The organism is Rhodococcus sp. IEGM 1381, assembly GCF_030056795.1.
Classification (GTDB): Bacteria; Actinomycetota; Actinomycetes; order Mycobacteriales; family Mycobacteriaceae; genus Rhodococcoides.
In genome coordinates this window covers 91,483-113,215 of the sequence record NZ_JASHKQ010000010.1, presented here as the reverse complement: position 1 = coordinate 113,215, position 21,733 = coordinate 91,483, and the positions used below count along the sequence as shown (strand labels likewise).

The following is a 21,733-nucleotide window of genomic DNA, read 5'->3' as shown; positions in this document are numbered from 1 at the left end:
AAACGAGCATAAAGCCAGGGAGCAACGTGCCCGGATGAACCGGGACTACCGCGAGTATTCGCGCAGCAGGAGGTACAGCGGGACAGCGAAACAGATTCCCACCGAACCGGTACCGACGGGCACCAACCACCAGTGTTTGACTCCGTGGTCTTTCGAGTCCCACAGCGACCAAATTCCGAATGCGACGCTGGTGATGCCGAGATCGGCAGTCAAGGCACGAGTCGGGGTGGAGGCAACCCACTCTGCGAAGAATGCAGTTGCGCTCTCTCGACTGACGCCGTGCTCTCTGAAGTAGGTCACTACGAACGTGTTGGGAACGACGAACCCGATGATGGTCAGAAGGAGCAGGAGGCGTCGACGAGTGGCATCTGCAGTTCTCATGGGTTCAACCTAGAGCACCTCGCAGCAGGTCCGGCGTGTCCTGGAAGACCGATGCGCGCGAGGCCTCCCCCGCGGCGCGGGCGGCGGTACCATCCCGATCAGCATTCAAGAGCAAGGGAGGCTGTAGTGCGCACCAGGACGAAACGTGCTGGGCTCGGAATTGTTGCCGCGGTCATTGTCGCGCTCGCGATGCCCCCTACTGCCGCCGCGGCTCCGATCGAGCACGTCAACCTCGGCGACAGCTTCAGCGCAGGCAACGGCGTGCTCCCACTGGCACCGGGGATTCCATCACGATGTTTGCAGTCGGAGCAGAACTTCGCGCATATCGTCGCGCGCGAGCAGGGCTACAGCCTCACCGACGTCAGCTGCGGCGGTGCGGCCACCGACGACTTCTATGCCCCTCAATTCGAGGGCACTCGAGCTCAATTCGATGCATTGTCGCCGTCCGCCGATGTGGTGACCCTGATGATCGGCGGAAACGACAGCAGCGTGTTCTCGGGTGCGATCGCAGCGTGTGTGAGTGCGTTGGTGACCCACGCCGGTGCATTCGATCCGTGCGAGCAGCAGAACGGAAGCAGTTTCGACGACAAGATCGTCGACAGCACGTTGCCGTCCGTTCGACAAGCATTACGAGACATACATACTCGCGCTCCCGGGGCGAGGGTGATCGTCATCGGCTACCCGTGGCTGATCCCGGCCACAAGCACATGCGCGCCGCAGGTGCCCGTTGCACTCGGCGACGTTCCGTATCTGCGCAACCTGCAGACCACACTCAACGAGGCCATCCGCCAGGCTGCGGCCGACACCGATACGGCGTTCGTCGATATGTCCGTGGTGTCGGAGGGTCACGACGCGTGCCAACCCGTCGGAGTGCGGTGGGTGGAACCACTCCTGTTCGCAGATCAGTTCGTACCCCTGCACCCCAATGCCCTCGGCGAATCCGCCATCGCGGCCGAGGTGACCAAGGCCCTGGCGGCCTGAGTCGATCCTCGATCGGCTGATTCAGAAACCAGCGGTGCCCGAACGGGTCCACGAACACGGCGACTCGGCCTGCGGGCGGGCTGTCTTCGGGACCTCGCACCATCGCGACACCCGTCGCAGTCACCATCGCCGCGGTTGCATCGACGTCATCGACGGCTAGGTGGAGTGACACGGCAGAGCCACGAATCGGATCCGGCGCAGCGACACCGGCCGAGTCGAACTCGTCGGACATCATCCATCGGCCGTCACCGACGGCCAACTCGCAGTGACCGATTCGGCCGTCGTCCATGACGATCGGCTCGAAAGTGATCTCGGCTCCCAACGCAGCGACGTACCACTCGATCGCGGCGCGGCAGTCTGCCACACAGAGGTAAGGAGTCAAGGAGTTCATGACGCCACCGGTTCGGCGAGGGGCGTCTGGAACGACCACAGGTGTCCCTCTGGATCGCGGACGCTGTATTCGCGGACGCCGTAGGGCATGTCGGTGGGCTCGTAGTCGACCGCGGCTCCGGTCGCGGCCACCCGGGCGTGGTGAGCGTCGACGTCGTCGACAAGTATGGCAAGAGACGCAGTGACCGTGCCGGTGGTCAACGGTGACACCATCCGATGTTCGGGGGCCTCGCGGTGCAACCAGACAACACCGTCCCCGGCGTGAATCTCCCCATGGACTGCCGTGTCGCCGTCGTATTCGATCGAACCGGGGGCCAATCCGAAAACGTCCACGAGGTAGGAATGAGCCGCAGCGATGTCGCGGTACACCAGCAATGTGGTGCGCCTGGTCACCGTCGGTTCGTCGGTAGTCAGGCCCGACAGCAGATCCAGCAGGGCGTCGTCGTTCGGACGAGCGCCCTGTAGAAGCCGGTCCTCGACGGCCCGAACCCGTTCTCGTACCCGGGCGAGCTTTCCCATTCGATCGTCCAACTCGGCCAGATGCCTCCGCGTCAGGTACTGCAGATCGACCGCCTCCGGGTCGACATCTGCGACGGGAGTGCCCAATTCGCGGAGCAGCCGAATTCGGTAGAGGCGATCGAGGTCGCCCCCGCTGTACCGACGCCTGCCCCCTCCGTCTCGGGCCGGAGCCAACAGACCCAGCTCCTCGTAGTAGCGCAGGGTGCGCTCGGTGACGCCGGTGCGTCGGGCGACGTCACCGATTCCCCAGGTGGTCGGATCGGTGCTGTTCATGGAGGCAACGGTAGAACCTCACGCAACGTCAGGAGCAAACTCTCGGCGTGCGGCTCATGGCCGTTACGGTAAACGGATGACCGCGACGAACACCTGGCGCACGTACGAGGGCTCGAGTCTCGCCCCGGCATTGGCGTCGGCGCTTCGGATGTTCGTCGAGCAGGGCTACCACGGCACGTCGGTGCGGCAGATCGCCGCGGGGGCCGGTCTTTCGGTTCCTGGCCTCTATCACCACTTTCCGTCGAAGCAGGCCCTGCTGGTCGGCATCATGGATGCGTCGATGGACGAATTGCTGGAACGGACTCGATCCGCCGAAGCCGGGGCCGGCCACTCGCCCGGCGACCGTTTCGATGCTGTTGTCGAATCCTTGCTGCTGTTCCACATTCACCGCCGCGACGCCGCGTTCGTGTGCTCGACGGAAATCCGCAGCCTCGAACCGGCCAATCGCGCCGCCTACATCGCCAAACGCGACGACGAACAACGCGTGCTCGACGCGATCATCGCCGACGGTGTGAAATCCGGATTCTTCGACAGTCCACACCCGAGCGACGCCAGCCGCGCCGTCACCACGATGTGCGTCGGGGTAGCAACCTGGTACCGCCCCGACGGATCGCTGTCACCCCGCGAACTGGTCGCGGTCTATCTCGACATCGCTCGTCGGACGGTCGGTTGGCACGAGTAGCGGACCTCGCAGAATCCTTGACCCGATCGTTCGAGTGTGTCAGCCTTCCAGGTACCGAGCGAGTGTTCGGTCGGTAGTGAACAGGGAGCGCATCGTGGCCATCGATCTGACGTACGACCCGGACATCGAGAAGTTGATCGACCGGACCCGCGCCTTCACACGGGAACACGTGCTTCCCATCGAGGACCGATTTCTGGGCAACGTCACCGACGCCGGCGGCGACCGACTTCGCGTCGAGATGCAGGCCGCCGCGAAGGATGCGGGCGTGTTCGCGCCGCATGCGCCGGTCGAATACGGCGGCCACGGGCTGTCGATGAGTGACCGTGCTCCGGTGTTCGAGGAAGCCGGCTATTCACTGTTCGGACCGATCGCGCTGAACCTCGGCGCGCCGGACGAGGGCAACGTACACATGCTCGCGCACATCGCGTCGGCAGCGCAGAAGGAGCAATTTCTCGCTCCCCTCGCCCGCGGTGACGTGCGCTCGGCTTTCGCGATGACCGAACCCGCGCCGGGTGCCGGCTCAGATCCCTCGGCCCTGACCACCGCGGCACAACGGGTCGACGGCGGATGGAAGATCAACGGACACAAGTGGTTCATCACCGGTGCCGACGGTGCGGGGTTCTTCATCATCATGGCCCGAACCTCCGGCAAGCCCGGCGATCGAGGCGGAGCCACGATGTTCCTGGCTCCAGCCGACACCGCGGGCATCACGGTGGGCCGACACATCGGCACCCTGGACAAAGCCATGATCGGTGGACACTGCGAGGTGTTCTTCGAGAACGCATTCGTGCCCGACGAGAACGTACTCGGAGCCGTCGACGAGGGATTCGCGCACGCCCAGGTGCGTTTGGGACCGGCCCGCATGACGCATGTGATGCGGTGGCTCGGAGCATCCAGGCGAGCCCACGACATCGCCGTCGCTCAGGTTGCTCAGCGTGAAGGATTCGGTGCCAAGCTCGGCGATCTCGGCATGGTGCAGAAGATGGTCGCCGACAACGAGATCGACATCGCGGCCACCCGCGCACTGCTGACCAAGGCATGCTTCGAGTTGGACCGGGGTGGACACGCGAGCAACGAGACATCCATCGCCAAGACGTTCGCCGCCGAGGCGATCTTCCGCATCGTCGACCGCAGCATCCAGATGTGCGGCGGGCTCGGCGTATCGGACGACCTTCCGCTGGCAAGGCTTTCGCGCGAGGTCCGTCCGTTCCGCGTCTACGACGGCCCGTCCGAAGTACACCGTTGGGCCATCGCCAAACGAACGATAGGCGCAGCCAAGCGCGCACTGCGGGAGGCACAGTCGTGAGCGACCTGCCGGGAATGAATCGCGATGCGCTGGAACGGTTCTTGCAAGACAACAACATCGAGCTCGATGGCACGTTGTCGGTCGAGATGATCAGCGGTGGTCGCTCCAACCTCACCTACAAGGCATACGACGACACCTCGACATGGGTTGTTCGTCGCCCGCCCACCAGTGGGCTCACCCCCTCGGCGCACGACATGGCCCGCGAGTGGGCCGTCACCGAGGCTCTTGCATCCACCGAAGTCCCCGTCGCCCGGACAGTCGCCTTCGATCGAGAAGGTTCGGTTCTCGGTGCTCCGATGACCGTCGTCGAGTTCGTGCCCGGCCGAGTGGTCCGTACGCGTGAGGATCTTTCCGATCTCACAGATGCGCAGGTTACCGACAACGCTGCCGAGCTCGTCCGGGTACTCGCCAGGCTGCATGCCGTCGACCCGGCTGCCGTGGGACTCGGGGCGTTCGGCCGACCCGACGGCTTCGTCACCAGGCAGGTAGCCACGTGGGCTCGGCAGTGGCACAGCGTCAAGACCCGCGATCTACCCGATGTCGACCGACTTCACCGCGCACTCGAGGCAGCGATACCGACGCACTCTGCGTCGTCCATCGTCCACGGAGACTATCGCGTCGACAACACCATTCTCGATGCCGACAACGTCGGTTCTGTTGCCGCAGTCGTCGACTGGGAGATGTCCACCCTCGGCGATCCCCTCACCGACGTCGCGCTGATGTGCATCTACCGGCAACCGGTGTTCGATGCGGTCCTGGGCGCGGACGCCGCGTGGACGAGCGACCGATACCCCTCGGCCGACGACCTCGCACAACAGTACGCAGTCGAATCAGGTCGTGAACTGCAGAATTGGGGCTTCTACCTTGCCCTGGCCAATTTCAAGCTCGGGGTGATCGGCGAGGGCATCACCCACCGCGCGCTGTCGGGTTCCGATACCGGTGCCGGTGCCCGTAACGCCGCAGACGCCACCGGTGAGTTCGTCGCGGCCGGGCTCAGAGCACTCTCCGGGTCGGGCGAGTGAGCCTGTCTCAGGCCGGCTCTCGCATCACACCGATGTGGCGCACGGTTCCGGACAGGCCCGGGAGCTCGTTCGGTTCGGACCAGCCGACCAAGTCCTTGCTGTCCGAGTAGAAGTACTTCTGGTTGGTGTAGTCGTCGTAGTACAGCCGCCAGGTGCCGTCGGGCAACTGGACGACGGCGGGCCCTTCCTTCAATGGACCGAAGTCTCGGAAGGTGGGGTCCAGAACGTACGGACCACCGAGCGAGGGTGCGATCCAGTGCTCGATGACCTTCTTGTTCTCGCCTTTGGTGAATGCGTGATACGACTCCCCTGCCTTCACCACCGTGGTATCGATGTGGTCGTTGATGATTCCCGTCAACGGAACCGGCGCGCTCCACGTCGTCAGGCCGGGGTCGGTCGCCGTCATGAGATACGGAACGAACCCTCCGCCCGCAGACAACGACACGATGATGCTGACGCGGTCACCCTCGACGAACCACTCGGGTGCCCAGGCCTTGGTGGTGAACGGCGACAATGACGGTAGTTCCGAGGAGCCTGCCGAGCCGGTGCCTGCTCCGGTACCGGGTAGGAGCAGACAGCAGAACGGGATCGGCAGGTTCTGCGCGAACGTCCAATTGACGCGATCGCTGCTGCGAGCGAATCCGATCTCCGCCCCGCCGCCCGTCGTATAGGTCACGTAGTACATACCGTCGGTGTGCCGAAAGATGCTCGAATCCCGGACCACACCGGCAGGCGGTCGGTAAGCGCCGGCCTGCAGGGCGGTGAAGTCCGTGCCGTCGCTGGATTGGTACACATCCATGTCGCGGTCGCTGTCGTTGCTGAACGCCACCATCGTGTATCGCCATGCGGACGGCGCGGCGGCACCAGTGCCCGCTGAGGAGAACAACAGCCCGGCCACGACGAGAAGCACCATCGGCACGGCCAATACACACTTGCGAGCGGTCGACATCACCGAAGCAGTATGTACGACCCATGCGCACCATGCACAACTTTCGTAGCAGGCGGCAACATTGTCACCGTTCGGTCACGGTTGCGAAAGATACTGCGACACGGGCTTGGATTGGTACATCTCGTGATCGGCGTCGTCGAGAATGTCCAGCGCACTGCGGGTGTCGTCGCGATCGACGGTGACACCACCGATGCTCGCTGTCACCGTCAACACTCGTCCCGCCGTCGTGATGGGGGAGGCGAGTTCGGCGCGCACATCGTCGGCCTCGGTGCCCGCTCGATGTGGAACCACTGCCACGAACTCGTCACCACCGATTCGTCCGACGAAGGCGTCGGCCGGGAGCGCCCTGGTCAGACGTGCGGCAACCACTCCGAGCACGGCGTCGCCGACAATATGTCCGTGCAGGTCGTTGATCGTCTTGAAGTTGTCGAGGTCGATGAACAGCACCGCCATGGCGTTGTCGCGGGCCGGCCGCGCCAGTTCCTCGTCGAGGCGCGCCAGGATCAGCGGCCTGTTCGGCAGCCCGGTCAGATCGTCGTGCGTCGCGGCATGTTCGAGCTTTATGTTCATGCGGTAGGCGTCGGTGATGTCTGCGAACGTGGCGACGACGGAGGGAACCGGGTTGCCCGCGGTCAGCATCGTCGCCGTCAACGACAGCCAGAAGTTCTGGCCGTCTCGACGACGCTCGATGCCGATCACCGCCTGGCTGGGCTGGCCGGTCTTCCTCGTGACGGCGACCGGGTGCTCGAACGGGTGAATCGGCCTCTCGTCCGTTCCGTACACCCGGAACGGGAGGGCCGTCGCCTGCCCTGCCGTCTGGAGCCCCACCTGAATATCGAGGATCGTCTTCGCCGCGAGGTTCGCCGACTCGATGCGGCCGGTGTGATCGAGCACGACTACCCCTGCCTCCAGCGATTCCACCACCGCGGTGAAGTGGTCCTCGGCCCGTCGCACCGCGCTTCGGTCGGCGCACACCAACACCCAGCCATCGGGCATCTGAGCCGCGGACACCACCACCGCCAGCGTGGTCCCGTCCGCACGACGATGCGACTCGCACAGTTGTCCACCGGCCCGCAGAATCGAGGCCGGATCGCACGGAACGCCAACCGCGTACGAGACGCTGCGACCGAGAACGTCGGCCGAACACCTTCCGTACACCGACTCGGCTGCCGGGTTCCAACTCGACACCAGGCCGTCGGACGAAACACCGACGATGGCATCGCTGACGTGCTCTACCAAGGCGGCTTGATACCGCAATGCCTTCTGTGCCGCCTTGTGCTCGGTGAGATCTCGCAGAATGACCTGATACGCCGGCTCGCCGTTCCACACAGTGCGCACGGACACTGCTTCCATCGTCAGTGTGGTTCCGTCGAGTGCCAGCACAGTTGCTTCGGACGCTGCGCTGGCCGTGCCGTGAATGTCGAGAGCGGCGATACGCTCGAACATCGGCCCGATCGACTCGGCAGCAATGAACTCTTCGATCGGTCGCCCGATGACGTCGCCGGCGCTTTCGGCACGCAGATATCGCATTCCGGCAGGGTTCAGATACACGAGTGTGCCGCGTCGGTGTACTCCGATCGCGTCGGGTGAATGCTCGATGAGAACCCGGTAGCGGTCTGCCAATCCAGGCGACGCGGAACTCGAGTCTGCGTCGCCGACGCTTTCGCGCTCCCCTGGGGCCATGCTCGGTCCTCGCGTTCGTAGACAGACGGTCAACACCCGATTGAACCACCAGAGCATAGGTGGATGGAGTTCGATGCCCGATTTACGACGAACATCCTTTTCTCGACTGGACCCGATGCCGGTTTCACGGGCTAAATCGAGGCGTGAGCCGAATCCGGTTCGCATACTTCGGAAAGAAAAGGATATCGACGATGAGCACTCTGGGTATCGACATAACCGGGATCGGTGCAGTGTCCGGCTACGGCTGGGGCACAGACGTCCTGTGGAACGGCCTGTCCACGGGCAAGGCGGCAGCCACCCTGCATCACGATCGCACCCGAAACGGCAGAAATCCGGTGTGGCTGGCAAAAGTCCCCGACGGCGGAGACCACGGCGACGGCACCAGTCGATTCGGTCGGGCGCTTCGTGGGTCCGCACGAGAGGCCATCGACGACGCGATGACGCGTGGTTGGCGACCGGGGCGACGTGTCGGTCTGATCCATGCCGTCGTCCTCGGCGAAGTGGACGAGTGGCGAAACTTCTACCTGGAGGACGGTGGTGAGCGCCGAGTTCGTGACTATCTGACCCTGATGCCGTCGACGCCGGTGTCGCTGCTGATGCAGGAGTACGGATTTCACGGCCCGGCCATGAACGTCTCGGCCATGTGCGCATCGGGCAATGCCGGCCTGCTGACCGCCAAGATGTGGCTCGATACCGGCTTCGTCGACGACGTCGTGTTCGTCGCCACCGATCTGTCGCTGACACCGGAGAACATCGATCATTTCGTCAAACTCGGCGTCGGTGTCGTCGACGTGGAGCCCCAGGAGGGCTGCCGGCCGTTCCAGGAAGGCAGTCGCGGATTCGGAATGGGCGAGGCGGCAACGGCTTTCGTACTGTCCAATCGAAGCTCCGCCTCGTACGGCCGGGTGCTGGGCGGCTCCATGACGCACGACGCGTTCCACGCCACCTCGATCGACCCGGCCCTCACCCAGGTACGAGGCTGCTTCGAGCAGGCCTTGGCCGATGCCTGCGTCACACCACGCCAGGTCCGCTACCTCAATGCCCACGGACCCGGCACCGCGCAATGCGATGCGGCGGAGACGGAGATGTTGGAGACGGTGCTCGAGTCACGCGCACAGGTGTATTCGGTGAAACCATTGACCGGGCATTGCCAGGGTGCGGCGTCGGCAATCGAAACCATCTCTGCGGTCATGGGATTCGAGCGGGCAATCGTGCCCGCAGCACCTCAGGTCACCGATGCCCATCCCCTACTGCTCGACGGATTCACCCCCGCGGAGCCGGGATTGACGGTGAAGTCCTCGCTGGGAATGGGCGGACACAACTCGGTGGTGGTGTTGGCTCCGGCGTGACGTGCGTTCCTCACACCTCGGTGGCAGCTCCGCAGATTCCGCACTCCTCGAATTCGACGCGCTTCCAGCGTGCGACCGGAACGAAGAACAACGTGAATTGCTGGTACTGCTTCATCCGCACCCACTGCGTGGTGTTGTGGCACCGCGGGCAGTTTCGCGTTGCGCCCGGGCCGACGTGTTTGCGCTTGCTGCCGAAACCGAAGAGTAGGAACATCACCCCAGCATAGGTGGCCCGAACGACTGCCGAACTCGGTGCAGCAGTCGTTCGGGCCACCGTCGCGTTCTCGGCGATGGTGGCCCGAACGACTGCTGGGTCCGACGCTGTCAGCCGGCGATCATGCCGTGCGGGTCGATGACGAATTTCTGCGCAACACCACTGTCGAATTCGCGGTAGCCGCGCGGTGCGTCGTCGAGCGTGATGACCGTCGCATTCACGGCCTTGGCAATCGAAACCCGTTCACTGAGAATTGCATTCATCAATTCTCGGTGGTAGCTCATCACCGGGCACTGCCCGGTGGCGAACGACAGCGACTTGGCCCAACCGGTACCGAGACTGAGCGAGAGAGCGCCGCGCTGCGCAGCCTCGTCCACACCGCCCGGATCGCCGGTGACGTACAGCCCGGGGATACCGATGCCACCACCCGCAGTGGTGATCTCCATCAGCGAGTTGAGCACCGTCGCCGGAGCCTCGTGGGACGAATCTCCGCCGTGACCGCGAGCCTCGAAGCCCACTGCATCCACCGCGGCGTCGACCTCTGCGACTCCGAGAATCTGTTCGATCTGATCCTGCGGTGCGCCCTTGCCGACGTCGACGGTCTCGCAGCCGAAGGTTCGCGCTTGGGCCAACCTGTCGGCGTTCATGTCGCCGACTATCACCACCGACGCTCCCAGCAGTTGCGCACCGACCGCAGCCGCGAGGCCGACCGGACCCGCGCCGGCGATGTAGACCGTCGCGCCGGGTTTCACTCCTGCGGTGACCGCTCCGTGGAATCCGGTGGGAAAGATATCGGACAGCATCGTCAGGTCCAGGATTTTCTCCAGCGCCTGGTCCCGATCGGGGAACTTCAACAGATTGAAGTCCGCATACGGTGCCATGACGTACTCGGCCTGGCCACCGACCCAACCGCCCATGTCCACGTACCCGAACGCCGACCCGGGTCGATCGGGGTTCACGTTGAGGCAGATGCCGGTCTTGCGCTCCTTGCAGTTTCGACACCGACCGCACGCGATGTTGAACGGTACCGAGCAGATATCTCCGACCTTCAGGAATTCGACGTCGCGTCCGACCTCGACGATTTCACCGGTGATCTCGTGGCCCAGCACGAGACCCTCGGGTGCAGTCGTGCGCCCGCGCACCATGTGCTGGTCGCTGCCGCAGATATTGGTCGAGACGACCTTCAGGATCACTCCGTGCTCACATTTACGCCCGACGTTGGCCGGATTCACACCCGGTCCGTCGGTCAGCTCCAGCCCGGGAAAAGCGATGTCCTGAACCTCGACCTTGCCTGGTCCGGCGTATGTCACTGCTCTGTTGTCTGCCATGAGTTCTCCTCTTCGATGAGTGAGCTGGGTGACCGGCAGGCCGAGATCATCGACCCGATCTACTCTTGTGGCCCGCGTCACACCAGTATGCACAGTCTTGAATATGTGCGCGCACAACGAACTAGGAGCGCAGTAGACGACCCGAGATCGACGCCCTGCCTCGCAATCCATCGACCATCACATCCCGAACACTTGACTCAACTTGATGTTAGCGCTCACACTGTGTTGCACACGTCACAGTCGGTGGCACAGTGAAGGAGATTTGCATGCCGGTGGACCAGTACACGGTGGGCGTGGATTACGGCACCCTCTCCGGCCGTGCCGTAGTCGTGCGCGTGTCCGACGGTGCCGAAATAGCATCTGCCGTACACGAATACCGACACGCAGTGCTCGAGGAATCTCTGCCCGGCGGTACAGTCCGGCTGCCCGACGCCTGGGCTCTGCAGGTACCCGACGACTATCGCGACGTGCTACGCCGTGCGGTACCCGCAGCGATAGCGGCCGCCGGAATCGCGCCGGAACAGGTGGTGGGCATCGGTACCGACTTCACCGCGTGCACCATGGTGCCCACCTACGCGGACGGCACCCCGCTGAGCGAGGACCCTCGATTCGCCGATCGACCACACGCGTACGTCAAATTGTGGAAACACCATGCAGCGCAGGGTCAAGCCGATCGCATCAACGCACTGGCCGCCCGACGCGGCGAGAGCTGGCTCCCCCGCTACGGCGGCTTGATCTCCTCGGAATGGGAATTCGCCAAGGCACTGCAGATCCACGAGGAGGACGCCGAGATCTACGAGGCCATGGACCGGTGGGTCGAGGCGGCCGACTGGATCGTCTGGCAGTTGTGCGGAAACTACGTACGCAACGCCTGCACCGCTGGCTACAAGGGCATCTACCAGGATGGGAAATACCCTTCGGTCGATTTCCTGACCGAACTCGCGCCCGGCTTCGCCGGATTCGTCGCCGACAAACTCGATCAGCCTCTGGGCGAACTGGGCTCGCGGGCAGGAACGTTGACCGCCGAAGCCGCGGCATGGACGGGACTGCCCGAGGGAATCGCCGTCGCGGTCGGCAACGTGGATGCTCATGTCACGGCACCGGCCGCGGGCGCAGTCGAGTCGGGTCGCATGGTCGCCATCATGGGAACCTCCACCTGTCACGTGATGAGTTCGACCGTATTGAACGACGTCCCCGGCATGTGCGGCGTCGTCGACGGCGGCATCGTGGCCGGCTCCTACGGGTACGAGGCGGGCCAGAGTGGCGTCGGCGACATCTTCGGATGGTTCACGCGCACTTCGGTTCCCGCGTCGTACTCCGACGCAGCGACGGCGGCCGGGGAGTCGGTTCACGAGTACCTCACTCGGCTCGCCGACATGCAGGACGTGGGCGAGCACGGCCTCGTCGCCCTCGATTGGCACAGCGGCAACCGGTCGGTGCTGGTCGATCACGAGCTGTCCGGTCTGGTCATCGGGTCGACACTCGCGACACGTCCGGAGGACACCTACCGCGCACTGCTCGAGGCTACGGCGTTCGGTACCCGCGTCATCGTGGAAACGTTTCGCGACAGCGGAGTACCGGTCGAGGAGTTCGTCGTCGCGGGCGGGCTGGCACGCAACCCCCTGCTGATGCAGATCTATGCAGACGTACTCCGAATGCCGTTGTCTGTCATCGCGTCCGCGCAAGGGCCCGCACTCGGCTCCGCCATCCATGCGGCAGTGGCCGCGGGCTGCTATCCCGACGTGCCAGTGGCGTCGAAATCGATGGGCAAGGTTCACCGCGGTGCCTACGTGCCGGACGAGACGCGATCGAAGGCGTACGACTCACTGTACGAAATCTATCTGGAACTGCACGATCGCTTCGGTCGGGACGTACCGACGATGCGCCGGCTGCGAACACTTCGACGTGCTGCCCTGACCAGGAAGTTGGACGCGAAATGACGGTTGTCGACGATGTCCGCGAAGTCGTCGAGGAGATTCGCAAGGACGTGTGCGCATTGCACGCCGAACTGGTGCGCTACGGACTGGTCGTGTGGACGGCCGGCAACGTGTCCGCGCGCGTACCAGGGCGAGACCTCATGGTCATCAAACCCAGCGGCGTCTCCTACGACGATCTGACGCCGGACAACATGGTGGTGTGCGATCTGCACGGTCGAGTGGTCGAGGGTGACCATGCGCCGTCCTCGGACACCGAGGCACAGGCGTACGTCTATCGGCACCTCGACCACATCAACGGTGTGGTGCACACTCATTCGCCGTATGCGGTCGCGTGGGCTGCTCGAGGAGAACCCATTCCGGTCGTCACCACGATGTGCGCGGACGAATTCGGCGGAGACATTCCAGTGGGTCCTTTCGCCGTCATCGGCGACGACTCGATCGGACGCGGCATCGTCGACACCCTCGCCGACAGTCGGTCCCCTGCGATCCTCATGCAGAACCACGGTGTGTTCGCGGTGGGCCAATCCGCCCGATCCGCTGTGAAGGCTGCCGTCATGTGCGAGGACGTCGCGCGATCGGTACACCTGGCATATCAACTGGGACAACCACTTCCCATCCCCCGCTCGTCGGTCGACGCACTCTACGACCGCTACCAGAACGTCTACGGCCAGCGCTGACCGGCGCCACGCACTCTTTCCACGGAAGGCACAATCTCCATGTCCGAAGTATGGTTTCTCACCGGCAGCCAAGGCCTCTACGGTCCCGAGACGCTCGAGCAGGTAGCAGTCCAATCACGGGAGATCGCAGACAAACTCGACGACGCCCTCCCGGTGTCGGTCGTCTGGAAGCCGGTGCTGCTCGACGCCTCGTCCATCCTGCGGTGCATGCGCGAGGCCAACGCTGCCGAGGACTGCATCGGCGTCGTGACGTGGATGCACACCTTCTCCCCGGCCAAGATGTGGATTGCCGGCCTCGATGCACTGGACGTTCCGCTGCTGCACCTGCACACCCAAGCCGGAATGTCGTTGCCGTGGTCCACGATCGACATGGAGTTCATGAATCTGAACCAGGCTGCGCACGGCGATCGCGAATTCGGGCACATCGAATCCAGAGTGGGCGTTCTGCGGACCACGGTCGCAGGCCACGTCGATAGTCCAGCGGTACGAACGCGGGTGGAGCAGTGGGCGCGCGCAGCTCTCGGGCGCGCTGAATTGCGATCGCTACGGCTTGCCCGCTTCGGCGACAACATGCGCGACGTCGCGGTCACCGAGGGCGACAAGGTCGAGGCGCAACTACGATTCGGCGTCTCCGTGAACACGTACGGCGTCAACGATCTCGTGGACGTGGTAGACAGCGTCACTGATTCGGCCGTCTCCGAACTCGTCGACGAATATCGGTCGCTCTACGACATCGCCCCCAGTCTGGACAAGGACGGTGCCCGTCATGAGTCACTCCGCTACGGTGCCCGCGTCGAAGCCGGATTGCGGCAGTTCCTGACCGACGGTGGCTTCAAGGCGTTCACCACCAACTTCGAGGACCTCGGCGGGCTTCGTCAGTTGCCGGGTTTGGCGGTCCAGCGACTGATGGCCGACGGCTACGGCTTCGGCGGCGAGGGCGACTGGAAGACCTCGATGTTGTTGCGCGGCATGAAGGTGATGGCCGAGGGACTCGACGGCGGCACGTCCTTCATGGAGGACTACACCTACCACCTGGTACCCGGAGAGGAGAAGATCCTCGGCGCACACATGCTGGAGGTGTGCCCTTCGATCACCACGTCGCGCCCCACACTGGAGATCCATCCACTGTCCATCGGCGGCCGCGAGGATCCGGTGCGGCTGCGATTCACCGCCGATCCAGGACACGGCGTTGTCGTCGGACTGTCCGACGTCGGTGAGCGATTCCGATTGACGGCCAACGTGATCGACGTGGTCGAACCCGACGAGGCATTGCCGAAGCTACCTGTGGCGTGTGCAGTGTGGGAACCGCAACCGTCATTGTCGGTGTCGGCAGAATCGTGGTTGACGGCCGGCGCGCCCCACCACACCGTTCTGAGCACAGCCATCGGCCTTCCTGTGCTGGAGGCATTCTCGGACATGATCGGGGTCGAGCTGCTCGCCATCGACTCGGCCACCACCACACGTGGGTTCCAACAGACACTGCGATGGAATGCGGCGTACCACCGGCTGGCTGCGAGGTTGTGAACTGGTAGCGCCCGCCGTTCAACCGTGTCGACCGCGGTATTCCTCTTCGGCCCCGGGATGAAGGGGAACACCGCCTGTCATGATCAGTGAGCGGGCGTCGAGAAATTGGCTGCCGATCGCCTGCCCGGGTACCAGAGCCGACGATCGGTCGAGCAGCACGGTCACCAAAGCGGCGACCACCCGGTTCGGCACATCGGGATGTGCCAACAGCAGATTCGGGATTCCGACGGTCGTCACCTCCGGGTGCCGGCCGTACACGTTCGCCGGTACCGGCACCGCTTCGTATGCGGTGCCGAACGCACGCCGCAGGTTCGGGACGAGCATCCCCAGATCGAGCAACCGGATCTCGGTGCGCGGGTCGGCGAATGCCGGGGTCGGCAATCCACCAGCCCACATCACGGCGTCGATCTCGTTGTCGTACAACGCGGTCGCCGCCGAACTCATCGACAGCTGAACTTCGCGAAATGCATCCGGACCGGAGATGCCGGCCGCATCGAGGATGCGATGCGAGACCACCGTCGCACCTGATCCGGGCGCACCGGTACTCACTCGTCGGCCCCGCAGATCACTCGCAGCGACGATGGTCGAATCCGCCCGGACAGCGACCTGGAAGTAGTTCTCGTAGACGCATCCGACCGCGGCCAGCTCCGAACTCGGGTGGCTGTACGCGGCGTCGATGAGCGTCATCGCCAGTTCGGCCCGGCCGGCGACCAATGCCTCGAGGTTGTCGATGGAACCGGACGTCGTGAGCGGAACTAACTGCGCCTCCGACAGTCCGGCTGCCGCGTCGGACAACAGGCCGGCAAACTCCCAGAAGAAGCCGCCCACCTCGCCCGCCGCCAGGCGCAGTTGCATCGGCGGTTCCGACGCGCAGGCCCCGGCCGCCGCACCGACGGCAACCGCTCCGAGCACCGACAAGCCCGCCCGCAACGCCGCTCTACGAGAGAACGACGCTGCGGGCGAGGACATGTCAGTCACCCTATGGCGTGGTGGACTGCTCGAACGCTCGGCCCTGCTCGCGGTCCAGGACGGTCTCCGTCTTGTTCCGCAGAACGAAGATGTACACCAGGAGCGAGATCGCGATCACGATCGTCACGTAGAGGATGAACCAACCGACGTGTCCACCGTTCTTCGCTGCCTGATAGATCAACGGTGCGGTGCCACCGAATGCGGAGTTCGCAAGTGCGTATCCCAGACCGACACCGAGCGCGCGCACGTGTGAGGGGAACAGCTCGGCTTTCACGATGGCATTGATCGAGGTGTAGCCGGTGAGGATCACGTAGCCCACGCACACCAGTGCGAGCGACTGCACCACCGACGTCGCCGTCGGCAGATATGTGATGAGCACGTAGGTGTACAGCACGCCGCCGATTCCGAAGAAGATCAGCAGTGGCTTGCGGCCGACCTTGTCGCTGATGAGTCCACCGATGGGCTGCAGCAGCATCAGGAAGATCAGGCTGAAGAGGTTGATCCACGTTCCGGTCATTCCCCGGTCCTCGTATGCGGTCTTGATCATCGAGGGGGCGTTGACGCTGTAGGTGTAGAACGCGATGGTGCCGCCTGCCGTCACCAAGAAGCAGATCAGCAGCGCGCGCCCGTGGTTGCGGACGAGTTCTTTCAGGGATCCGGAGGACTTGTCGGCACCACTGCGGACTGCGTCGAGTTGATCCTTCGTCAGCGATTCATCCATGCTGCGACGCAGCCAGAAGACCACCACCGCGGCGACGCCGCCGATGAAGAAAGCGATGCGCCAACCGAAGTCCTCGATCTGCTCGCGCTCGAGGAAGGTCTGCATCAACAACAGCGTCACCTGCGCGAGAACGTGCCCACCGATGAGCGTGACGTACTGGAACGAGGAGAAGAAGCCGCGACGCTCACGAGTAGCAGCCTCGGACATGTAGGTGGCCGATGCGCCGTACTCACCACCGGTGGCAAAGCCCTGGACCAGACGGCTCAGGACGAGGATCACTGCCGCCCACACGCCGATACTCTCCCGTCCCGGGGTGAACGCGATGACCAGCGAGCACGCGGCCATCAGCGAGACGCTGAACGTCAGCGCTGCGCGGCGCCCGTTGCGATCGGCGTAGCGTCCGAAGAACCACGATCCGACCGGCCGCATCAGGAAGGTGACCGCGAAGATCGCGTACACGTAAAGCGTCGAGTTCTTCTCCGCGGAATCGAAGAACTGGTTCTCGAAATAGGTTGCGAAGACGGTGTAGACGTACACGTCGTACCACTCGACGAGATTGCCCGAGGACCCCCGCAGGGTGTTGAGCACGGCCCGACGAGTAGCAGCGGGCGACGAGACGGGCGGTGACGGTCGAGCCGAACCAGCGGTCGAGGTGGCCTCGTTGGCCATGGGCAGGTCCTTCCACGGATAGCTTTCGGGTGGGTCGCCGAACGCAGAACGGCAACCGAAGTCCCTCTACTGTGACCCCCGGCACAGCCAGAACCAAGTTGTTTCGCATTTCCTAACACTCCCTTAGGACAGGGGCGCGTTCCGATCGTTGGGAGTGTCGTTCCGGGTGTCGTTCCGCGGGAGCCCCAGTCGGACGATCAAACCGGACGGCCGATGGGCATCGACCTCGAGACGACCACCTACCCGTTCGATCAGTGCGTGGACGATTGCCAGGCCGAGCCCCGTTCCGACCCCGTGTGCGCTCGAGGCCCGGAAGAACCGGTCGGTGATCATCGGCCGCTCGTCGGCGGGCACACCCGGCCCGGTATCGGCGATCGACACCATGATGCGGTCGCCCACCGCTCGACATTCGATGTCGACGTCCGCGCCGGCACCGGCGTACTTGGCTGCGTTGCTCAGCACCGCGTCGAGCATGCGCACCAGGTCGTCCTCCGATACCCCACCGCGGTAGTCGACTCCGGGGTCGGACTGGGCGATGTGGACGGTCAGGCCGGCCGCTGTCATTGCGCTCGACCAGAATTGGACTCTGTCGGTGAGCACGAACAGCACATCGCACCCGGGGTCGCGCCGCGGTGTCGGTGTCTCGGCGGCAGCGAGGACGAGTAGATCCTCGACGACAGAATCGAGCCGATCCACCTCGAGTGTCGTGCGCAGATGCGCTTCTGCGACCGACTCGGGTATTCGCATACCCAGTACGTCCAGTCGAATCCGCAACGCCGCCAACGGGTTACGTAGCGCGTGAGCAGTGTCGGCCACCAGACGACGCTGCGCCGCGGTCGCGTTCTCCACATCGCCCGCCATCGCGTCGAACGCACGCGAGAGTGCTCGGACCTCGGGTGGACCGACGTGCGTGTCCGACTCGACACGTGGAGCATCGTCGAGCGGAGGACGATCGTGAAAGGCGTTGCCGAACGACTGGACTCTCATCGACAACGACGTCAGTGGACGAACCACCCAGCGCGACAACGTAGCCGCGATCAGCGCCACGGTGGCCAGGATCAGTAGCGCACCGGCGGCGATGACCGCCCAACCGACCGTGACGTCCCGCCGTGCCGTATCGGTGGACGCCGCAATCACCACAGCACCGTCGACCTGCGTTCCCCCACCCACCGGGGCAGCAACCAATACCGACGACGGCGACCACGGCGTCACACTCGACGGAAGTCGGCCGCGTTGATTTCGCAAGGCACCGGCGATCGCCTGTTGGATGTCGGCGCGCGCCGTGTCCAGACCCGCCGCGGCACGTACCTCTCCGGTGCGGTCGACGACCACGATCCCCTCGCCGTACAGACTGTTGTAACGCTGCACCGACTCTCGAATCCGAGAGTCACCGGATTCGTCCTCCCGCGAGCTCAATTCAGCGAAATACGTTGCAGCGGAAGCTCGATTCTCGCCGAATCGCTGGGCGCGTTCGCGACCCAGCAACAATCCCAGGGGCACCGAGAGCGCAAGTACGACGACGGTGGAGTAGATCATCAGCACCACGAGAACCCGGCGCCGCACGTCACGCGTCCCAGCGGTAGCCGAAACCGCGGATGGTGACGATGGTGCCCGGCCGATCGAGCTTGGAACGCAATGCCGTCATGTGCACATCGAGCGATCGGGAGATCGCCACATACGCGTCACCCCAGATGGCGTCCATCAACTGCTCCCGGCTGACGGCTTCGCCACGTCGAGTCACCAGATGAGCCAGAAGGTCGAACTCCTTGGTGGTCAGTGCGATGTCTCGTCCGTCGACTTCGACCCCTCGGCCCACGACGTCGACGACGATGTCGCCGAGAACCACACTGTCTGCGCCGGCATCGCTCGTTGCGCTCCGACGACGTGCCGCCACCTCGAGCCTCGCATGCAACTCCCCCAACCGGGCCGGCTTGAACACGTAATCGTCCGCGCCGGCGCGCAGAGCCCGCACCACCGACCGCTCGTCGTCGCGCGCGGTGAGCACCACCACCGGAACCGAACTCAGGGTCCGCAGCTTACGAAGGACTTCGAGGCCGTCCATGTCCGGTAGCCCGAGATCCAGCAGCACGACGTCCATCCGGTGATGACCGAGTAGCACGTCGGCACCGCGACGCATCCGAACAGGCGCATGCCCCACCTCGGTCAACGCGTCCACCAACGCATCACCGACTCCGTCGTCGTCCTCCACCACAGCTATACGCATCGACCTCAAGATAGGCCACCATCCGCTTTCGCACGCTCGGTGCACGGTGGCCAGGCTTCGAATCAGAGTGATTCGAAGGGTGGTTGCGTCCGTGCGCGCGGGTTAGTTTCGGGTTTGATGCTCTGCTCGAATCGATGCGGTGGACTCCGGGTCTGCCCAACAGTGAGGACGATCCCGTCTCATGGCGCTCAACAACGGAACACTTATTCACCTCGTCGCAAAAGACGGAAAGCAGGACGAGGTCGCTGCCATTCTCGGGGAAGCTCTTGGGGCCGTGGCACGAGATCCGAAGACCGCCACGTGGTACGCGTACCGAATCACCAACACCGAGTTCGGAATCTTCGATTCCTCCGAGTATTCGGACAGATCGGCTACCGAGACACATCCGGTACTGACGCGATTGTCCGACGAGCTGCTCGACCGAGCGCCGTCCGTGCAGCCGTTCGACGTCATCGCAGCCAAAGTCTGAAGCCGCCTGCACATGCGGCAGGTCCGAACTCGCACACGACACATCGATCGAAAGAGCCAGACATGAACGCAGGGCCAGACACCGCACGCAAGCAGCTCGTCCTGAGCGCTTTCGACATGGCGTGCGTGGTGCACCAGAACCCCGGCATGTGGACCGATGCCGATGATCAGACCCACCGCTACACCGACATCGAGTACTGGGTGGAATTGGCGCAGACGTTGGAGGCCGCTGGGTTCGACATCCTCTTCCTTGCCGATGTACTGGGCTTCTACGACGTGTACGGCGGAAATCGAGACGCTGCACTCCGCACCGCCGCACAGGCTCCGGTCGCCGATCCACTGTTGACGATCTCGGCAATGGCCGCAGCCACGAAGACGCTGAGCTACGGGGCGACGGTCTCGTCCACCTACGAATTGCCGTACAAGTTCGCCAAGACCATGACGACCCTGGATCACCTCACCAAGGGGCGAGTGGCGTGGAATGTCGTGACGTCCTACCAACAGAGTGCAGCGGTCAATCTGGGCTTGACGCAGCAGATCTCGCACGACGAACGCTACGAGATAGCCGACGAATTCATGGAGGTCTGCTACAAGCTGTGGGAAGGTTCGTGGGAAGAGGACGCCGTGGTACGAGACCGCGCGCGTGGCGTCTACACCGAGCCGTCGAAAGTGCACGACATCGACCACGCCGGCAAGTACTTCACGGTCCCGGGTGCCCACCTCGGTGAGCCGTCGCCGCAGCGCACACCGTTTCTGTTCCAAGCCGGTGCGTCGGCTCGGGGCCGTAAATTTGCCGCGAAGCACGCAGAAGCGGTGTTCCTGGTAGGAGTCAACCCGCACGATGTGCGGCCCATCGTCGATCAGTATCGGATGCTCGCAGCCGAGCAGGGGCGTGATCCGCGAAGCCTGAAGATCATCATGATGCTCACCCCCATCGTTGCCGAGACCGACGAGCTCGCCCACGAGAAGCTGCTGCAGGTCCAGAAGCATGCTCAGGTCGACGCCGCGCTGGCGCTGTGGGGCGGCTGGACCGGAGTGGATCTCTCGGGAGCCGACCCCGACAAGCCGTTGGACCAGTTCCGGGGCGACGGCATCCGCGCATTCAGTGACATGCTCACTCGAGTCGACAGCGAATTGGTCTGGACACCAAGGAAACTGGCGGAGTGGCTGTGCGTCGGCGGAATGAGCGCGAGCATCGTCGGATCACCGAAGACGATCGTCGACCACTTCGAGGAGTGGATAGAGGTGGCCGACGTGGACGGTTTCAACATCGCTCGCGTCACGAACTTCGAGACGTTCCGCGACTTCGGTGAATTGATCACCCCCGAGCTCCGTCGTCGTGGGTTGATTCCCGACACCAACCGAACCGAGGCCACCTCTCTACGTGAATTGGTGCTCGGACAGCCGCGGCTACGGGACGACCACCCCGGCGCGTCCTTCCGACCCACGGCGAAGACTGCCCCGAAG

General features: G+C 64.1%; 19 protein-coding genes and 2 pseudogenes. 10 read left to right on the top strand and 11 right to left on the bottom strand.

The window, feature by feature from the left end; translation table 11 throughout:
- Nucleotides 1-45: 45 nt before the first annotated feature.
- Nucleotides 46-381: a DUF2834 domain-containing protein gene (locus QM797_RS19720; RefSeq protein WP_283277356.1), complete on the bottom strand. Its 336-nt coding sequence runs from the start codon at nt 379-381 to the stop codon at nt 46-48.
- Between the two features lie 126 nt (nt 382-507).
- Between QM797_RS19720 and QM797_RS19715 the strand changes: the two genes are divergently transcribed.
- Nucleotides 508-1,362 carry an SGNH/GDSL hydrolase family protein gene (locus tag QM797_RS19715; RefSeq protein WP_283277355.1) on the top strand — a complete coding sequence of 285 codons (855 nt, stop codon included), beginning with the start codon at nt 508-510 and terminating at the stop codon, nt 1,360-1,362.
- A 40-nt stretch (nt 1,363-1,402) separates the two neighbouring features.
- On the opposite strand, the pseudogene QM797_RS26405 reads toward QM797_RS19715, so the two are convergent.
- Both QM797_RS26405 and QM797_RS19710 read right to left on the bottom strand, forming a co-directional pair.
- A pseudogene (locus QM797_RS26405) lies at nt 1,403-1,753 on the bottom strand (VOC family protein); the annotation flags it as partial.
- Entirely contained in the window at nt 1,750-2,544 is a 795-nt protein-coding gene (locus tag QM797_RS19710) for a MerR family transcriptional regulator (RefSeq protein WP_283277354.1), read from the bottom strand. The pseudogene QM797_RS26405 and the gene QM797_RS19710, both read right to left, overlap by 4 nt.
- A gap of 76 nt (nt 2,545-2,620) precedes the next feature.
- Here QM797_RS19710 and QM797_RS19705 point away from each other — a divergent pair, with 76 nt between their 5' ends.
- The 3 genes from QM797_RS19705 to QM797_RS19695 all read left to right on the top strand — a co-directional run bounded on the left by QM797_RS19705 (nt 2,621) and on the right by QM797_RS19695 (nt 5,554).
- On the top strand, nt 2,621-3,226 hold the full coding sequence (locus QM797_RS19705; protein ID WP_283277353.1) for a TetR/AcrR family transcriptional regulator: 606 nt from the start codon (nt 2,621-2,623) through the stop codon (nt 3,224-3,226).
- 94 nt (nt 3,227-3,320) lie between these two features.
- Nucleotides 3,321-4,532, top strand: coding sequence for an acyl-CoA dehydrogenase family protein (locus tag QM797_RS19700; RefSeq protein ID WP_283277352.1), 1,212 nt, complete (start codon nt 3,321-3,323; stop codon nt 4,530-4,532).
- On the top strand, nt 4,529-5,554 hold the full coding sequence (locus tag QM797_RS19695; protein ID WP_283277351.1) for a phosphotransferase family protein: 1,026 nt from the start codon (nt 4,529-4,531) through the stop codon (nt 5,552-5,554). Before QM797_RS19700 ends, QM797_RS19695 begins: the two co-directional genes overlap by 4 nt.
- Before the next feature lie 7 nt (nt 5,555-5,561).
- Here QM797_RS19695 and QM797_RS19690 read toward each other — a convergent pair whose 3' ends face one another.
- Together QM797_RS19690 and QM797_RS19685 are read right to left on the bottom strand one after the other, a co-directional pair.
- Entirely contained in the window at nt 5,562-6,503 is a 942-nt protein-coding gene (locus tag QM797_RS19690) for a glycoside hydrolase family protein (RefSeq protein WP_283277382.1), read from the bottom strand.
- A 75-nt stretch (nt 6,504-6,578) separates the two neighbouring features.
- A complete protein-coding gene (locus QM797_RS19685) occupies nt 6,579-8,186 on the bottom strand; it encodes a sensor domain-containing protein (protein WP_283277350.1) in 1,608 nt (535 codons plus the stop codon).
- A 191-nt stretch (nt 8,187-8,377) separates the two neighbouring features.
- Between QM797_RS19685 and QM797_RS19680 the strand changes: the two genes are divergently transcribed.
- Nucleotides 8,378-9,535, top strand: coding sequence for a beta-ketoacyl synthase N-terminal-like domain-containing protein (locus tag QM797_RS19680; RefSeq protein WP_283277349.1), 1,158 nt, complete (start codon nt 8,378-8,380; stop codon nt 9,533-9,535).
- A gap of 10 nt (nt 9,536-9,545) precedes the next feature.
- Here the strand turns inward: QM797_RS19680 and QM797_RS19675 are convergent, their stop codons facing one another.
- Nucleotides 9,546-9,749, bottom strand: a complete 204-nt coding sequence (locus tag QM797_RS19675; RefSeq protein WP_283277348.1) for a zinc-ribbon domain-containing protein — start codon at nt 9,747-9,749, stop codon at nt 9,546-9,548.
- Between the two features lie 110 nt (nt 9,750-9,859).
- Nucleotides 9,860-11,077, bottom strand: coding sequence for a formaldehyde dehydrogenase, glutathione-independent (gene fdhA / locus QM797_RS19670; RefSeq protein ID WP_283277347.1), 1,218 nt, complete (start codon nt 11,075-11,077; stop codon nt 9,860-9,862).
- 266 nt (nt 11,078-11,343) lie between these two features.
- On the opposite strand from fdhA, the gene araB reads away from it, so the two are divergent.
- The 3 genes from araB to araA are packed head-to-tail and all read left to right on the top strand — an operon-like array spanning nt 11,344 to nt 15,215.
- The gene (gene araB / locus QM797_RS19665; RefSeq protein WP_283277346.1) at nt 11,344-13,017 is read left to right on the top strand and encodes a ribulokinase; all 1,674 of its coding nucleotides are present in this window, start codon (nt 11,344-11,346) and stop codon (nt 13,015-13,017) included.
- The gene (locus QM797_RS19660) at nt 13,014-13,691 is read left to right on the top strand and encodes an L-ribulose-5-phosphate 4-epimerase (protein ID WP_283277345.1); all 678 of its coding nucleotides are present in this window, start codon (nt 13,014-13,016) and stop codon (nt 13,689-13,691) included. Before araB ends, QM797_RS19660 begins: the two co-directional genes overlap by 4 nt.
- 39 nt (nt 13,692-13,730) lie before the next feature.
- The gene (gene araA, locus QM797_RS19655; protein WP_283277344.1) at nt 13,731-15,215 is read left to right on the top strand and encodes an L-arabinose isomerase; all 1,485 of its coding nucleotides are present in this window, start codon (nt 13,731-13,733) and stop codon (nt 15,213-15,215) included.
- An 18-nt stretch (nt 15,216-15,233) separates the two neighbouring features.
- Here araA and QM797_RS19650 read toward each other — a convergent pair whose 3' ends face one another.
- From QM797_RS19650 to QM797_RS19635, 4 genes are all read right to left on the bottom strand, one after another.
- Nucleotides 15,234-16,184, bottom strand: coding sequence for a TAXI family TRAP transporter solute-binding subunit (locus QM797_RS19650; RefSeq protein ID WP_283277343.1), 951 nt, complete (start codon nt 16,182-16,184; stop codon nt 15,234-15,236).
- 10 nt (nt 16,185-16,194) lie between these two features.
- Entirely contained in the window at nt 16,195-17,574 is a 1,380-nt protein-coding gene (locus tag QM797_RS19645) for an MFS transporter (protein WP_283277342.1), read from the bottom strand.
- A 123-nt stretch (nt 17,575-17,697) separates the two neighbouring features.
- The gene (locus QM797_RS19640; RefSeq protein WP_283277341.1) at nt 17,698-19,137 is read right to left on the bottom strand and encodes a sensor histidine kinase; all 1,440 of its coding nucleotides are present in this window, start codon (nt 19,135-19,137) and stop codon (nt 17,698-17,700) included.
- A 1-nt stretch (nt 19,138) separates the two neighbouring features.
- The gene (locus QM797_RS19635) at nt 19,139-19,798 is read right to left on the bottom strand and encodes a response regulator transcription factor (protein ID WP_283277340.1); all 660 of its coding nucleotides are present in this window, start codon (nt 19,796-19,798) and stop codon (nt 19,139-19,141) included.
- Nucleotides 19,799-19,979: 181 nt separating this feature from the next.
- Here QM797_RS19635 and QM797_RS19630 point away from each other — a divergent pair, with 181 nt between their 5' ends.
- Together QM797_RS19630 and QM797_RS19625 are read left to right on the top strand one after the other, a co-directional pair.
- The gene (locus QM797_RS19630) at nt 19,980-20,267 is read left to right on the top strand and encodes a hypothetical protein (RefSeq protein ID WP_283277339.1); all 288 of its coding nucleotides are present in this window, start codon (nt 19,980-19,982) and stop codon (nt 20,265-20,267) included.
- Nucleotides 20,268-20,329: 62 nt separating this feature from the next.
- Nucleotides 20,330-21,709 (top strand): annotated as a pseudogene (locus tag QM797_RS19625) (LLM class flavin-dependent oxidoreductase); the annotation flags it as partial.
- Nucleotides 21,710-21,733 lie beyond the last annotated feature (24 nt).